The organism is Bradyrhizobium huanghuaihaiense (assembly GCF_025200885.1).
Lineage (GTDB): Bacteria > Pseudomonadota > Alphaproteobacteria > Rhizobiales > Xanthobacteraceae > Bradyrhizobium > Bradyrhizobium huanghuaihaiense.
Genome location: NZ_CP104172.1, coordinates 1,434,336 through 1,447,847 on the forward strand (window position 1 = coordinate 1,434,336; position 13,512 = coordinate 1,447,847).

Annotated in this window: 17 protein-coding genes; 10 read left to right on the forward strand and 7 right to left on the reverse strand. The window is 62.4% G+C overall.

What is annotated here, in order from left to right:
• The first annotated feature begins 9 nt into the window (after positions 1 to 9).
• From N2603_RS06790 to tenA, 6 genes are all read left to right on the forward strand, one after another.
• Positions 10 to 495 carry a MarR family transcriptional regulator gene (locus tag N2603_RS06790; RefSeq protein ID WP_260388147.1) on the forward strand — a complete coding sequence of 162 codons (486 nt, stop codon included), beginning with the start codon at positions 10 to 12 and terminating at the stop codon, positions 493 to 495.
• Positions 488 to 715, forward strand: coding sequence for a hypothetical protein (locus tag N2603_RS06795; protein WP_260388148.1), 228 nt, complete (start codon positions 488 to 490; stop codon positions 713 to 715). The genes N2603_RS06790 and N2603_RS06795 overlap by 8 nt, the downstream gene beginning before the upstream one ends.
• Before the next feature lie 14 nt (positions 716 to 729).
• On the forward strand, positions 730 to 918 hold the full coding sequence (locus N2603_RS06800) for a helix-turn-helix domain-containing protein (protein ID WP_260388149.1): 189 nt from the start codon (positions 730 to 732) through the stop codon (positions 916 to 918).
• Between the two features lies 1 nt (position 919).
• Positions 920 to 1,093: a helix-turn-helix domain-containing protein gene (locus tag N2603_RS06805; protein WP_260388150.1), complete on the forward strand. Its 174-nt coding sequence runs from the start codon at positions 920 to 922 to the stop codon at positions 1,091 to 1,093.
• A gap of 5 nt (positions 1,094 to 1,098) precedes the next feature.
• Complete coding sequence (locus tag N2603_RS06810; RefSeq protein WP_260388151.1) at positions 1,099 to 2,136, forward strand: CHAT domain-containing protein; 1,038 nt, start codon at positions 1,099 to 1,101, stop codon at positions 2,134 to 2,136.
• Between the two features lie 782 nt (positions 2,137 to 2,918).
• Positions 2,919 to 3,593: a thiaminase II gene (gene tenA / locus N2603_RS06815; protein WP_260388152.1), complete on the forward strand. Its 675-nt coding sequence runs from the start codon at positions 2,919 to 2,921 to the stop codon at positions 3,591 to 3,593.
• A gap of 24 nt (positions 3,594 to 3,617) precedes the next feature.
• On the opposite strand, the gene N2603_RS06820 is transcribed toward tenA, so the two are convergent.
• Positions 3,618 to 4,562, reverse strand: coding sequence for an AEC family transporter (locus tag N2603_RS06820; RefSeq protein ID WP_260388153.1), 945 nt, complete (start codon positions 4,560 to 4,562; stop codon positions 3,618 to 3,620).
• A 550-nt stretch (positions 4,563 to 5,112) separates the two neighbouring features.
• On the opposite strand from N2603_RS06820, the gene N2603_RS06825 reads away from it, so the two are divergent.
• Positions 5,113 to 5,493 (forward strand): hypothetical protein, encoded by a 381-nt coding sequence (locus N2603_RS06825; RefSeq protein ID WP_260388154.1) that lies wholly within the window; start codon positions 5,113 to 5,115, stop codon positions 5,491 to 5,493.
• 475 nt (positions 5,494 to 5,968) lie between these two features.
• Complete coding sequence (locus N2603_RS06830) at positions 5,969 to 6,646, forward strand: ParA family protein (RefSeq protein WP_018643814.1); 678 nt, start codon at positions 5,969 to 5,971, stop codon at positions 6,644 to 6,646.
• 199 nt (positions 6,647 to 6,845) lie between these two features.
• On the opposite strand, the gene N2603_RS06835 is transcribed toward N2603_RS06830, so the two are convergent.
• The 5 genes from N2603_RS06835 to trxB all read right to left on the reverse strand — a co-directional run bounded on the left by N2603_RS06835 (position 6,846) and on the right by trxB (position 10,692).
• The gene (locus N2603_RS06835; RefSeq protein ID WP_260388155.1) at positions 6,846 to 6,992 is read right to left on the reverse strand and encodes a hypothetical protein; all 147 of its coding nucleotides are present in this window, start codon (positions 6,990 to 6,992) and stop codon (positions 6,846 to 6,848) included.
• A 149-nt stretch (positions 6,993 to 7,141) separates the two neighbouring features.
• Complete coding sequence (locus tag N2603_RS06840; RefSeq protein WP_260388156.1) at positions 7,142 to 7,288, reverse strand: hypothetical protein; 147 nt, start codon at positions 7,286 to 7,288, stop codon at positions 7,142 to 7,144.
• Positions 7,289 to 7,442: 154 nt separating this feature from the next.
• Complete coding sequence (locus tag N2603_RS06845; protein WP_260388157.1) at positions 7,443 to 8,351, reverse strand: 4-hydroxy-tetrahydrodipicolinate synthase family protein; 909 nt, start codon at positions 8,349 to 8,351, stop codon at positions 7,443 to 7,445.
• 446 nt (positions 8,352 to 8,797) lie between these two features.
• A complete protein-coding gene (locus tag N2603_RS06850) occupies positions 8,798 to 9,721 on the reverse strand; it encodes a LysR family transcriptional regulator (RefSeq protein ID WP_026312114.1) in 924 nt (307 codons plus the stop codon).
• Positions 9,722 to 9,726: 5 nt separating this feature from the next.
• Positions 9,727 to 10,692: a thioredoxin-disulfide reductase gene (trxB, locus tag N2603_RS06855; RefSeq protein ID WP_260388158.1), complete on the reverse strand. Its 966-nt coding sequence runs from the start codon at positions 10,690 to 10,692 to the stop codon at positions 9,727 to 9,729.
• 267 nt (positions 10,693 to 10,959) lie between these two features.
• Here trxB and N2603_RS06860 point away from each other — a divergent pair, with 267 nt between their 5' ends.
• Together N2603_RS06860 and N2603_RS06865 are read left to right on the forward strand one after the other, a co-directional pair.
• Complete coding sequence (locus N2603_RS06860) at positions 10,960 to 11,439, forward strand: Lrp/AsnC family transcriptional regulator (RefSeq protein ID WP_026312113.1); 480 nt, start codon at positions 10,960 to 10,962, stop codon at positions 11,437 to 11,439.
• A 210-nt stretch (positions 11,440 to 11,649) separates the two neighbouring features.
• The gene (locus N2603_RS06865; RefSeq protein WP_260384990.1) at positions 11,650 to 12,582 is read left to right on the forward strand and encodes an IS110 family RNA-guided transposase; all 933 of its coding nucleotides are present in this window, start codon (positions 11,650 to 11,652) and stop codon (positions 12,580 to 12,582) included.
• A 299-nt stretch (positions 12,583 to 12,881) separates the two neighbouring features.
• On the opposite strand, the gene greA is transcribed toward N2603_RS06865, so the two are convergent.
• Entirely contained in the window at positions 12,882 to 13,355 is a 474-nt protein-coding gene (greA, locus tag N2603_RS06870) for a transcription elongation factor GreA (RefSeq protein WP_018643807.1), read from the reverse strand.
• Positions 13,356 to 13,512 lie beyond the last annotated feature (157 nt).

Sequence of the window (13,512 nt, forward strand, 5' to 3'; positions counted from 1 at the left end):
AGAATTGCGGTGACGGTGCACGAACCCCGCGACATCAGGCGGCATCAATTTAGTGCACTGTCACAAGAGAGAGCCCGTGCCCGACGAGGGCGTGGCGCGGAATTCAACGAGGTCTTCGCGAATCGCTGGCGTCAGTCAATCTCCAGATTCGAGTCGGCAACATTGGCGATCACTTCAACCGAGCAGAGAGCCCGCAGTGGTACTATATTTTCGATGTCTGCAAGAAGTGTTTTCTCTGCCGATCAGGTGATTCGTGTCGTCTGTCCTTTTAAGGGCAGCGAGAAGCAGATGACGGCCTACAATCTCTGCGATGGGCGAACTTCTCAAGCGGAGATCGTGAAGCGTGCAAAATTAGACAAGGGGAATTTTAGCCGCGCGCTATCCCGTTGGATCGAAGCGGGCGTCGTCGTGCGTGTCGGCGATGACGATTTGCCGCTCCACGTATTCCCGATCAGCAAGCAAAATCTAAAGGAAGCAAGACAGAAGCATGTCTGACGACGTTTCCGAGAAGCTCGACATCTTGATCCGGCTGCAAGCAGCCGCTCTGACGGCCAGCATGGAGTCGTCGAAGGAAAAGATTGTGTTCCTGTCGCAGGCCGGGCTGAGACCTAGCTTGATTGCCGAGATCCTCGGCACGACATCGAACCACGTGAACGTAACCCTTTCCACGGCACGCAAGGCCGCTGGCCGTAAGCGAGGCCGTAGCACAGATTAGCGAGGAATAATCCCATGGATGACGACGTTCTTAAAACTTTGGTTCAAGAGACCCAGTGGGTGCGCAAGCTGCTGATGCTCCAGGTGCTGGCGGCCGGATATAAGCAAAAGCATATCGCGTCTGCCTTGGGCGTAAGTGAAGCAACCATGAGCCGGATGATGCCTAAAGGCATTCCAACGCCGAAACCTGCGGCGGAGGCTTAGTGTGACCGAAGAGCAGGCCGACAGGATAATCAAGGAACTCGAGATGCTTCGAAAGCTCCGCATCATGGAGCTTTTCGACAAAGGGTATTCGCAAGCTCAGCTTGCGCAGGTGCTTGGTGTCAGCCAGCCGACGATCAGCCGAATGGTACCAAAAATCTCACCGCGGAAGGGATGACTTAGATGGTCACCCGGCAGTCCATCATCAATCTCGCTGGCGATCACGAGGAAACAGTCGAGCGGCTATCGAAGCATCTTGGTAGGAATAAGCTGCGGCGCAAGCTCTTTAATGTGATTTACGGTCCGGGAAGCCTGCCGAGATCGAAGAAGCAGATTATGAAGGCCGCGGGTATCCGCGCCCAAGATGCTCAGCAAGCTCAAAACCAAATCGATCACTTGGCAACACACCACCTCATCGTTCGTGAAGACAATGATGGTTCGGTGAAGGATGGGAGCAGGAATCTCTACCGCAAGGATCCGAACATCCGCGCGATCCGAAAGGAACTCATCAAGTTTGCTGACAACACAAAGGCTCGAGACAAACTGCCGACCAAGCGACGGCCTGCAGCAACGGTTATAGTTCGGTCGGTGCGAACCGTCACTCGCCAGGAATTAAAGAAGAGGGCCCACCTAGCGATTCTGTACCTTACCGCTGACCCCGATAAGGCTCATGCGCTTCGCGTTGATGCTGAGGTGCGTCGGGTCCAAGAGGCCATTCGAGGCTCCCAATACCGCGACAATCTCGGGGTCGAATATAGGCCCGCAGCGAATGTCGGAACACTGCTTGACGGCTTGAATGATATTGCTCCGCAGATCGTTCATTTTTCCGGACACGGCAGCGCCTACGGGCTGGCTATGGACAGCGGAAAGGTGGGGAAGCGCGCCGACGAGTCGGTCTCGTTTGGATTGCTTGCGAAAGCTCTAGCAGCGACGGACCACCCGCCGCGTGTCGTTGTTTTGAATTCTTGTCACAGCTCGGGAGCTCGCAAGCCGCTGCTCAAGCTGGGCATCATTGTTATTTCAATGAAGACTTCGATATCCGACATCGGAGCTGTTGCTTTCGCGCCGCGCTTCTACGCTGCTCTTGCTGGAGGTCAATCAGTGCAGGCGGCGTTCAGACAAGGTGCGGTTGCGGTCGAAAATGTATCAATAACGGAAGCGGACACTCCGCAGTTATTCTGCCCTCACGGCACGAACCCCGGCAGTGTAAAACTCGCCTAGCCAATCGACCAATTCGGCCAACACCCATCTTCCTCGTGGCGGCCGGTGCGATTGGTGCAGGTCTGGTCGAGCAAGCGCGAGCCGACATTCTTCCAGATCGCATCACATCCGCCATCTCGCCGCCATCCGATCCTAGCCCATGGCGAGCAGAAGAACACAACAAGAACATGGAATCGAACTCATATCAATTTCTTATTTAGGGTCTCCTTGACGAGTGCTTACCACGCGCGGCTGGTCTCGCGATCACGGACCGAAGCCTGTTCTCAGTGCTAGCGTTACTACCGAGGACGTATCAGAAGAGATAGATCGCTTTGAAAGGGGCAAAACGTACCTAGAAATTCATCGCGAGGTGCAGCAACTGCCGCGCGGCAGGAGGCGTGTCTACAGTACGGCGCGAATTTCAGGCCACGCAGAGCTCAATTTGAATGGCTCCTATTTGGTCCAGGTGGAATTGAGTCGGCAAGAGATCGCTCGGCGCTTCTACCTGACCCACGGCGATGCAGAGTTGCCCGAGCTAATAAAGTTCTTCTCGGACTTGAGGCGGACGGAATCGGTAGGGCACACAGATCTCACTTGATTGGTGTAGAAGAAATTCGAACAGCCGTCGAACAAGGGCGCCGGAATTACGGTGACAGTGCACCAAACTTTCGACGCGGGGAGGGCTCTATCCGCAACGCTCAAAGCCAATTTTGTCCGCTGTCACCGTAGCTCCTCGGATCGCAATGCGATATCGGTAGCGAGCCAAAGACGTTCATGGACAAGCAAGCCAGGCGAAAAAGATCGTGAGTTTCTTCGAGCGCCTCAAGACTGAAGCATCCGTTGAGTGGCGGGCCTACACCGAACATCCCTTCACGAACGGATTGGCGGACGGCTCGCTCCCCGAAGCCGCGTTTCGTCACTACCTCGTTCAAGACTACCTGTTCCTCATCGAGTTTGCCCGCGCCTACGCGCTCGCGGTCTACAAGTCGCCCAGGCTTGCCGACATGCGTGAAGCCGCGGCCGGCCTTTCGGCGATCCTCGATGTCGAGATGAACCTGCATGTGAAGCTTTGTGCCGATTGGGGTTTATCTCCGGCCGACCTCGAACGGGCCCCTCCGGCGGCCGAGATGCTGGCCTATACGCGCTACGTGCTCGACGCGGGCATGCGCGGCGATCTGCTGGCCCTCAAGGTGGCGCTTGCGCCTTGCGTGATCGGGTACGCTGAGATCGCAACGCGGCTCGCCTCGCGCCCCCATGCGGACGCTGCGACCAACGCCTATCGCGTCTGGATCGCCGAATACGCCGGCGTGCCGTACCAGGAGGTCGCTGCCAAGGCGCGGGCGCACCTGGAGCATCTCGCCGATCTCTACGCCACGCCGGCCCGCGAGGTAGAGCTGACTGCGATCTTCAAGGAAGCCACCCGGCTCGAGGCAGACTTTTGGGAGATGGCCTGGCGCGCGGGCCAGGGTGTGGAATAGCGGTTTCGGCAATCGTCAGGCGCCCTACCTCACCCCCGCCACCATCATCACCACGACCGGCAACGTCACCGCCGCCAGCAGCGTCCCCAGCGCGACCGCGCCCGACACCGGGTTCACCAGCCGCTGATATTGGACCGCGAAGATGTAGGCGTTGGCGCCGGTCGGCATCGCCGCGAACAGCACGATGACGCCGGCGGCGACCGGGGGAAGGCCGAGCAGTCTTGCCAGCACGAACGCTGCGGCCGGCATCGCCACCAGCTTGAGCGCGCACAGCACCAAAATGCTCAGCTTCTCGCCCTTCACCTCGAAGCGGAACAGGTTGATGCCGAGCGCGATCAGCGCGGCTGGCGAACCCGCCTGCGCCAGCAGCTCGATCGTCCGGTCGACGACGGGGTTGAGGCCGAGGCCGGTGAAGCGCCAGAGCACGCCAAAGCCTATGCCCAGCATCAGCGGATTGCGCGAGAGATCGGCGAGCACCGGCCAGATGATCGACAGCGGCGAGCCGGTCCGCTTTTGGCTGACGAACTCCATCTGCAGGATGCCGCAGAGCCAGAGCAGCGGCGTGTTCACCGACAGGATCAGCGCCATGGGGCCTGCGCCCTCGTTGCCGAGCGCGGAGAGCACGAGCGGAATGCCGAGCATCACGATGTTGCCGTAGACCGAGCCGATCGCGAACACGACGCCGTCTTCGCGGTCCTCGCGCCGCGCGCGCAGAAGCGCCGAGAGCATCAGCGCCGCGATCCAGGTCAGCGCGAGCGCGCCGTAATAGGCGCCCCACATCCGCCAGGGGCTGACGTCGGGGAATTCCGACACGACGATGGTGCGGAACAAGAGGGCAGGGATCGCGATGCTGAAGGCGAATTCGGAGATGCCCTTGTGCGCGGTCTCCGAGACGAAGCGAAACAGCACCGCGGCATAGCCCGCCGCGATCAGGGCGAACACCGGTGCGACGATCAGGATGGTGGCCATGCGCCCCTTTGACCTCACGGGGATCGGCCGACCACCCCACGCAAATTTCGATGCTGGCATTATGCCCCTGTTTTGCCCGACGAGTCAAAACGGATTCGTAAAATCCGTAGGAGCGTCAAGGCCCGGCTACTGTGCATGGGGTTGTTTTCGCAGTTTTTGTTTTGAGGGGGCCGGAAACCGATCTTGCCAGTTCTGCCAGGGGGTTAGCTGTGCAGGTGACGCCACGGGGCAGGTGCGCTCCCTCTCCCGCTTGCGGGGGAGGGTTGGGGTGGGGGTGTTTCCGCGTCGGGATTGTCAGGGATTGCGGAGGACGTCCCTGAGTGGGGAGAGCCCTCACCCGCCGCGCTCGGGACGATGCTTCGCATCGCCCGGGGTGCGTCGGCCTCTCCCGCAAGCGGGAGAGGCGGAGCAAGCCCGCAGCGCCGTCGGTTCGCCCAGCCACGCCACCCTGTTGCCGAGACCGCACAACTTCCGCCTTTCGCACTCCCCCACGTTGCCAACGAACCGCGGTTCACCCACACTCCGCCCCGGTCAGACATTGGGGGGATCGATGCCGGCGCTTCACTCTGGGAAATCCATTCTTGCTGCCATCGCCGGGGTCGCCCTGGCCGTGCTGGTCCAGCCAGGCGCCGGCTTTGCCTACACGCCGGAGCAGCAGCAGGCCTGCACGCCGGATGCGATGCGGCTGTGCGGCGAGTTCGTTCCGAACGTCGATGCCATCACCGCCTGCATGATCCAGAAGAAGGCGCAGCTGTCGCCGCAGTGCAAGGCGTTCTTCCGCCAGGGCCCCGAGCCCGGCGAGGCCCGCGCCGGCCGGCCGACCAACATCGCGCCCAAGGCTGCGACCAAGGCGGCGTCAAAGAGCTCGGCGAAGAAGAGCAGCAAGCCGGCGGCGAAGGCGAGCAGGAAGAAGAAAACCGACGAGAGCTGAGCGCGCCACGCGCGTTCCTTGTTTGAAACCTGCTGATGCCCGGGCGCGTCTTCACCCGGGCATTTGCATGTCCCGCGATGTCCTCCGATCGCGGGAGGCGTGAAGCGGTTTCTTCGATCCTCGAACCAGATGATTGCGGCGTCAGCCCTGCGACAGCGCCGGACTCGTTTTGTTCGCGGTTGTCGCGCGCAGACATGCGGCGATTACCGGCACATGCGATGGAAAAGGGCCGCTAAACGGTTTGCGCGGCAAGGTTGCATTCGGTTTTGCCGCCGCGCTGCCCAGGAAACGCACATATGCTCGCTTCAAGCGCGATTCATTGCGGTTTGTGTCGCGTCGCGTGCAGCAGTGTGACTCAAAAGCCAACACGACCTGTTATTTCGTGGCGGCGACGCAACTCCCGGTAAATTTTTCTTTCACGAATCAGCGCGCTGATTCATTTTCGCGGCCTGGGGTCAATCTGGAGGCCAAGGGTATGAACGTTATTGTTTTTGCATCGCGTAAAGGCGGCTCGGGCAAGAGTACCCTGGCCGCACATCTCGCCGCGCAGATCAAGGCGAGCAAGCAGGTGATGCTCGTGGACGCGGATCCGCAGGGCTCGCTGACGCTGTGGCACAAGCTGCGCGGCACCAACGAGCCGCCGATCAAGGCCGCCGTGAACTCCGTCAGCGGCATCGTCTCCGCTGCCAAGCGCGACGGTTATGAATGGGTGTTGATCGACACGCCGCCGAACCTCTCGGCCGTCGTCGACGACGCCATCAAGAATGCCACCATGGTGGTCATCCCCGCCCGTCCCGGCGTGTTCGACGTCAACGCGGTGCAGGAAACCATCCAGATGTGCCGTGCGGCGCGCAAGCCCTACGCGGTCGTGCTCAACGGTGCTCCGGCCAAGCGCGACGAAGCCGAGAGCCCGATCGTCACCATCGCCCGCGAGGCGCTGGCGAAATTCCGTGCTCCGGTGTGGGGCGGTCAGATCACCAATCGTTCGGATTTGTTGATGGCGCTCAGCCACGGCGAAGGCGCGCGCGAGTATCAGGCCGAGAGCCGTGCGGCTCAGGAAATCGCAAGGCTGTGGGCGGCGATCGAGCGTTCGGTCAAGGCCATTCGCGGCTCGGCGTCGGCGTCCGGCGCAATGCACAAGCAGGCGGCATAATTTTCATAAATCATTCCCCGGACGGAAAACGCGCGGGCAGGTCCGCGCGTTTTGCGTTTTAGGGTCCACTTGTCATTCCGGGGCTCGCGAAGCGAGAACTCCGGTGCGCACTTGCGCACCTGAGAATCTCGAGATTCTCAGGTGCGCAATTGCGCACCGTAACTCGCCCTTCGGGCGCTCCGGAATGACCAGATCAGGCCTACGCCACCATCAGCATGTAGAACACGATGACCGGCGACAGCGTCAGGATCACCGACCAGATGCCGACGGCCCAGAGGATGTCCCCGGTGGTGAAGCTCTCTTCAGTGGACAGCGTCTGCCGTCCGGCGCCGAAATGCGACGCCATTTCATTATGACTATTCACAAACGCCCCCGCGATTTCTTCGCTTATGGGCGTCACGCTACGCGGGATGTTTTAAAATTCCGGCTTAGAGGCCCGCTCACATTTTGAGCGCATTTGTGACCGCCGCTTAACCATCCGCGCGCGTCACCGCCTCAGGCCAGCCAGATCCGAAACAGCAGTACCGGCATCAGGCCGAGCACCACCGCCCAGAACCCGAACGACGAGACGACGAGAATTCCCCGCATGAGATCGGCGGGCGCGAATTGCTGCGCGGCCGTAGGCCGGGTGCGATACCCCATGGTCATTCCCCCTTTTGGCAGACTTTGGGAGGAACGATAGGCGCGGTCTCGTAAACGAGCCGTGGATGCACCATGCGGCAGCTGCGAAGGGTGTTGGCGCGCAGTTAACCACGGCGCCTCTCTTACCCTCCCCCTCCAGGGGAGGGTAAGAGCGCTACGCCGCGACCTTGATCCGCCGTTCGATCTCGCGATCGATCGTGGCCGCGAGTTCGCTGCTCACTTCCACCATCGGCAGGCGCACCTCCGGGCTGTCGATCAAACCGCTGCGCCACAGCCAATACTTCGCCGGCGCGGGGCTCGGCTCGGTGAACAGCAGCTTCGTCAGCTCGGCGACCTCATTCCAGCGCGCCTGCGCAGCGTCATGGTTACCGCGCTTCGCCTCGGCGTACACCGCGGCGAACGTCGCGGTCTCGACATGAGCGGACAGCACGATGCCGCCATCGGCGCCGTCGGTGAGCGCCTCGAGATAGTTCGCATCCTCGCCGGTGAGCATGCGGAAATTCTTGGGGCGGTCGCGCAGCAGCGCGATCGACTGCTCGCGGCTGGCGCCGCAATCCTTGAGGCCGACGATGTTGGGATGCTCGGCGAGCCGCAGCATGGTCTGGTTGGTGATGTTGACCGCGCAGCGATAGGGAATGTTGTAGAGCGCGATCGGCCACGCCGCGTGGTCGGCGAGCGCCTCGAAATGCGCCAGCAGCCCGCGCTGCGACGGCCGCACGTAATACGGGCTCGCGATCAGATAACCCTCGATCGGCCAGTCCGCGGTTTCATCGAGGCGATCCTTCAGCCGCGCGGTGTCGGCGCCCGACAGCCCGAGGCAGATCGGCAAGGTGCGGCGGCCGGATGCCATCTCGTCGCGCACGACGGCAACGAGACGCTCGAGCTCAGCCTCGCGCAGCGTCATGCCTTCGCCGGAGGTCGCCCCCAGGATGAAGCCGTCGACGGCCTGTCCGCTGTAATGCCGGGTCAGCCGTCGCAGCGAGGTCTCGTCCAGCTTGCCGTCACGGAACGGCGTCACCAGCGGCAGCCACAGCCCGTGCAAATGTTCGCGTAGTCCGGTCATGTTCCATCTCCTTCTCGGGAAAAACCTGAGACGGAGGACATGAAAAAACCCCGTCCAGGCGGCGGGGTTTTCGGGATTTAGCTCGCGATGACGAAGCCGTTACAAGCGCGCGCAAAACTCCGAGGTCCCCGGATGGGGGCCTTTTTTCGAAACGCGTGCGCACGACTTCGTGATCATTGGCAAATGATGCGGGGGGCACCCAAAACTGTCAATACACGCGGAGGGCGAAAGCCGTTTTCGGCAGAAAAAAAGCCGGACCCGAAGGGCCCGGCTTAGGTATTGGCCACGTGAGGCCGACACAATCACCTTCCAAGAGGGATTACTGAACTCCCGCGCCACTGGAGGAGGGGGACAAATGCGCAACGCGAAGGCTCAGCGTGCAAACAGTATGGGCTTGACGAGCGCCATGCAGCAACAGCCGAGGCCGCATGTCAGACATGCGGAAATCAGGACGGCCAGCGCTGCGCCTTGCTCACCACGAAGTCGCGGAACACCTGCACGCGCGCGACTGTCTTCAACTCCTCGGGATAGACGAAATAGGTGTCGAGCTGGATCGAATCCGATTCGCCGAACAGTTGCACAAGCTTGCTCTGCTCTTCGACCAGATAGTCGGGCAGCGCGGCGATGCCGAGGCCCTGCTGACAGGCGCGCACGAGGCCAAGGATGTTGTTGACCTTGAAGTACGCCTCGCGCGGACCCGAGCCGTTGCGCGCGGCTTCGACCAGCCAGTTGCGGTTCTGCAGATGCGGCGCGAAGTTGCCGTCGGAGAGCGTGATGATGCGGTGGGAGTCGAGTTCCTCGAGCGTGCGCGGCGTGCCGAAGCGCTTGATGTATTCCGGCGAGCAATAGGCGTGGAATCCCATCGCGAACAGCTTGCGCTGGATCAGATCCGGCTGCGTCGGCTTGCGGGTGCGGATGGCAACGTCAGCCTCGCGCATCGACAGGTCGAGCTCCTCGTCGGTGACGATCAGCGAGATCCGGATCTCCGGATAGAGCGCAGTGAACTCGCCGAGCCGCGGGATCAGCCAGTTGATGCCGACGCCGGGCGTGGTGGTGATCTTGAGATCGCCGCTCGGCCGCTCGCGGCTGTCGGTCAGTTTCGCGCGCGCCGCCTGGAGCTGCATGAACACGTCATGCGCGGTGCGGAACAACAGGTCGCCCTGCTCGGTGAGGATCAGGCCGCGGGCGTGGCGGTGGAACAGCGAGACCGAGAGCTCCTGCTCCAGCGCCGAGACCTGGCGGGAGACCGCCGATTGCGACAGGCCGAGCTGCTCGCCCGCATGCGTGAAGCTGCCCGCTTCCGCCGCCGCGTGAAACACCTTCAGCTTGTCCCAGTCCATATCCGTAAATCCGTCGCGTGTTCGGGGCATGATCTTCATTCCGCTGCGGCGCGCTCGCTGGCGCGCAGGGCCAGAAAACGTTCGGCTTCGAGTGCTGCCATGCAGCCGAGGCCGGCGGCCGTTACGGCCTGGCGATAGGTCTCGTCGGCGACGTCGCCGGCGGCGAACAGGCCGGGCACCGAGGTCGCGGTCGAGTTCGGGGCAACCTCGACATAGCCCGACGGTTTGAGCTTCACCTGACCCTTGACCAGCTCGGTCGCCGGGGCATGGCCGATGGCGATGAAGATGCCGTCGGTCTTCACGTGCGTGAGCGCGCCGGTCTTGACGTTCTTCAGGCGGACATGGGTGACCTTGTTCGGGTTCTCGGTGCCGCAGATCTCGTCGACGGCGGAGTCCCAGATCACCTTGATCTTCGGGTGCTTGAACAGGCGTTCCTGCAGGATGCGCTCGGCGCGGAAGTGATCGCGACGATGCACGATGGTGACCTGCGAGGCATGGTTGGTGAGGTACAGGGCCTCCTCGACCGCGGTATTGCCGCCGCCGACCACCACGACCTCCTTGTTGCGGTAGAAGAAGCCGTCGCAGGTGGCGCAGGCCGAGACGCCGCCGCCTTGGAACTTCGCTTCGGACGGCAGCCCGAGCCAGCGCGCCTGCGCGCCGGTGGCGAGGATGACGGCGTCGGCGAGATAGACGTCGCCGCTGTCGCAGGTGAGGCGGAACGGCCGCTGCGTCGTGTCGAGCTTGATGACCAGATCGGTGACGATCGTGGTGCCGACGTGGACCGCCTGCTTCTCCATCTGCTCCATCAGCCACGGGCCCTGGATCACGTCGGCGAAGCCCGGATAGTTCTCGACGTCGGTGGTGATCGTGAGCTGGCCGCCCGGCTGGATGCCCTGGATCAGGATCGGCTCGAGCATCGCGCGCGCGGCGTAGATCGCGGCGGTGTAACCGGCGGGGCCGGAGCCAATAATGACGACCTTTGCATGAACAGGAGCGGACATTTCGATGGACGCCTTTCACGGGGGATTTGCAGCGCGGGCGCGGAACGTGCCGGGAGGCCTCGCGGAGGCGCTGAAATATCAGAGCTAATCTAAGCCTTCTGGTGAGCTATGCAAGAATTGCATTCCCTGTCGGCGGATTTTTCCAACAGGGAACAAAAGTCGATTGCGCTGCACGCGCAATAAAATTGCGCTAACCGCGCGGACTAGGCTATGAGGATTGCGACAGACCCACCCAATACCGCCGCAAAGGCCAGGAGTTCCAATCACGTGTCGCGGAGCCTAGACGAGATCGACCTGAAAATTCTCACCGAGATTCAGGCCGACGGTCGAATCACCAATGTCGAGCTGGCCAAGCGCGTCGGCATCTCGCCGCCGCCCTGCCTGCGCCGGGTCCGGGCGCTGGAGGAGGAGGGCTACATCCACGGCTATCGCGGGCTGCTGGATGCGCGAAAGCTGGGTTTCGACGTCACGGTGTTCGCCGCCGTGCACCTGTCCAGCCAGGCCGAGGCTGACTTGCGCGCCTTCGAGGAGTTCGTCCGCGCCGAGCCGCTGGTGCGGGAATGCTGGATGCTGTCGGGCGAGGTCGATTTCATCCTGAAATGCGTCGCGCCAGACATGGCGACGTTCCAGGATTTCGTGACGCACCTGACCGCCGCGCCCCACGTGCGCAACGTGCGGACGTCACTGGTGCTGCATAATTCGAAATACGAGGCGGCGGTGCCGCTCGAGGTGAAGGGACGACGGTAGGCGCCCCCCACGCCCTGCCAATTCCGTCATCCTTGTAAGTCACGACTCACTGGATCGGATAGAGTGTCCGATGCGGTAACGGACGGGAGACCGCTTCATCCAAGGGCCTTGAAGCCCGTTCCTCAGCGCGGCGCCCCGTCCGTTGTTCCATTGAACCCGAACAGTCGCGGGGGCCGCCTGGCGAGCCCGGTTGCGCAAGGATGGGTGCAGATGGACGCGATCTATGTTGGCATTGATGTGTCGAAGGACCGGCTGGACGTGCATGTCCGTCCGATCGGAGAAGTGTTTGCCGTAGCGCGCGATGGCAAGGGCCTGGAAGAACTTGTTGCGCGCCTTCTGAGCTGTTCGCCGACGCTGGTTGGGGTGGAGGCGACGGGAGGCTTCGAGACCGTCGTCGCCGCGGCACTGGCCGGCGCCCAGCTGCCGCTGGTGGTGATCAATCCGGCCCAGATCCGGCATTTCGCACAGGCCATCGGTCAGCGCGCCAAATCGGATCCGATCGATGCGGCAGTGATCGCAAGGTTCGTCGAGGCGGTGAAGCCGGCCTTGCGCCCCGTCCCGGATCAGCAGGCGCGGCTGCTGGCCGAGTTGGTCGCTCGCCGACGGCAGATCATTGAGATGATCGTCGCCGAACGCCAGCGCGAGCAACGGGTTGAGAACGTCCGCATCCGCAAGGGCCTTGCTCGCCACATCAAGCTGCTCGAGAAGGAACTGCCGGATATCGACAACGACATCGACACACTGGTGCGCGGTTCGCCGGTCTGGCGGGACAAGGAGGATTTGCTGATCAGCTTTCCCGGTGTTGGCAACACACTCGCGCGCACCCTCCTTGCCGAAGTCCCCGAGCTTGGCGCGCTCAATCGGCGCCAGATCGCAAGCCTCGCCGGACTTGCCCCGTTCGTCCGCCAGTCCGGCCGATGGAAGGGCAGGAGCAAGATCGGCGGAGGCCGATCCGCCCTGCGGGCGGCCCTCTACATGGCCGCTCTTTCGGCGATCCGGTGCCATCCGCAGCTCAAGGTCTTCTATCGCCGCCTGGTCAGCGCCGGTAAGCCGAAAATGGTCGCCCTCATCGCCGTTGCCCGCAAGCTCCTGACCACCCTCAACGCCATGCTCAGGGACCGAAAACCATGGCAAACCGCTTGACGAAGAACACAGTCGCTGAGGCGCGAGGCATGGGACGCAACGCGTCCCATGGGGAGCCTCGAAGGATGCACGGCCCGCATGTAGCGCGCGGCCACCTCAGGGTGACGGTGGTGGAGTGGTGCTCGCTGCATCAACATCGTCATTGCGAGCGTAGCGAAGCAATCCAGAGTCTTTCCGCGGCGGCAGTCGGATTGCTTCGCTGCGCTCGCAATGACGTGTGGTGGGCAACACCCAGAAACAAAAAGGCCGCGCGTTGCGCGGCCTTTTCGAAACGTCATCTTACCCGCAGCGGCAAATGCTTACCGCCACTCCACCTTGGTGATCTCATACGCCTTGGCGCCGCCGGGGGCATTGACCTCGACGGTCGAGCCCTTCTTCTTGCCGATCAGCGCGCGGGCGAGCGGCGAGGTGATGGAGATGCGGCCCTTCTTGGCGTCGGCCTCGACCTCGCCGACGATCTGCCACACCGTCTTCTTCTCGGTGTCCTCGTCGACCAGCGTCACGGTGGCGCCGAACTTGATGGTGTCGCCGGACAGCTTCGAGATGTCGATGATGTCGGCGCGCGCGAGCTTGTCCTCGAGCTCGGCGATGCGGCCCTCATTGTGGGACTGCTCTTCCTTCGCGGCATGGTATTCCGCGTTTTCCGACAGGTCTCCGTGCGAGCGCGCCTCGGCGATGTGCTCGATGATCCGCGGACGGTCCTCCGACTGGCGCTTCTTCAATTCTTCCCCGAGCGCGACAAAGCCGGCCTGGGTCATCGGAACCTTTTCCATCTCTTCTCTCGTCCTTCGGCCGGCGCGCCCCACAGAGGGGCGCGGCAACCTTGATTCGTCGATATGTCCGGGGCTGAACACGCCGCCACCGGAACGTTATGTGGGTCTGGCGCCGGAACAGAACAACCACATGGCCGGGACAGTTCCTCCGGCCATT

Bases quoted from the DNA above. Each gene is read 5' to 3' on its own strand.
- N2603_RS06795 (WP_260388148.1), top strand. From the start codon at position 488: ATGTCTGACGACGTTTCCGAGAAGCTCGACATCTTGATCCGGCTGCAA.
- N2603_RS06800 (WP_260388149.1), top strand. From the start codon at position 730: ATGGATGACGACGTTCTTAAAACTTTGGTTCAAGAGACCCAGTGGGTG.
- N2603_RS06810 (WP_260388151.1), top strand. From the start codon at position 1,099: ATGGTCACCCGGCAGTCCATCATCAATCTCGCTGGCGATCACGAGGAA.
- N2603_RS06820 (WP_260388153.1), bottom strand. From the start codon at position 4,562: ATGGCCACCATCCTGATCGTCGCACCGGTGTTCGCCCTGATCGCGGCG.
- N2603_RS06825 (WP_260388154.1), top strand. From the start codon at position 5,113: ATGCCGGCGCTTCACTCTGGGAAATCCATTCTTGCTGCCATCGCCGGG.
- N2603_RS06830 (WP_018643814.1), top strand. From the start codon at position 5,969: ATGAACGTTATTGTTTTTGCATCGCGTAAAGGCGGCTCGGGCAAGAGT.
- N2603_RS06835 (WP_260388155.1), bottom strand. From the start codon at position 6,992: ATGGCGTCGCATTTCGGCGCCGGACGGCAGACGCTGTCCACTGAAGAG.
- N2603_RS06840 (WP_260388156.1), bottom strand. From the start codon at position 7,288: ATGGGGTATCGCACCCGGCCTACGGCCGCGCAGCAATTCGCGCCCGCC.
- N2603_RS06845 (WP_260388157.1), bottom strand. From the start codon at position 8,351: ATGACCGGACTACGCGAACATTTGCACGGGCTGTGGCTGCCGCTGGTG.
- N2603_RS06850 (WP_026312114.1), bottom strand. From the start codon at position 9,721: ATGCCCCGAACACGCGACGGATTTACGGATATGGACTGGGACAAGCTG.
- trxB (WP_260388158.1), bottom strand. From the start codon at position 10,692: ATGTCCGCTCCTGTTCATGCAAAGGTCGTCATTATTGGCTCCGGCCCC.
- N2603_RS06865 (WP_260384990.1), top strand. From the start codon at position 11,650: ATGGACGCGATCTATGTTGGCATTGATGTGTCGAAGGACCGGCTGGAC.
- greA (WP_018643807.1), bottom strand. From the start codon at position 13,355: ATGGAAAAGGTTCCGATGACCCAGGCCGGCTTTGTCGCGCTCGGGGAA.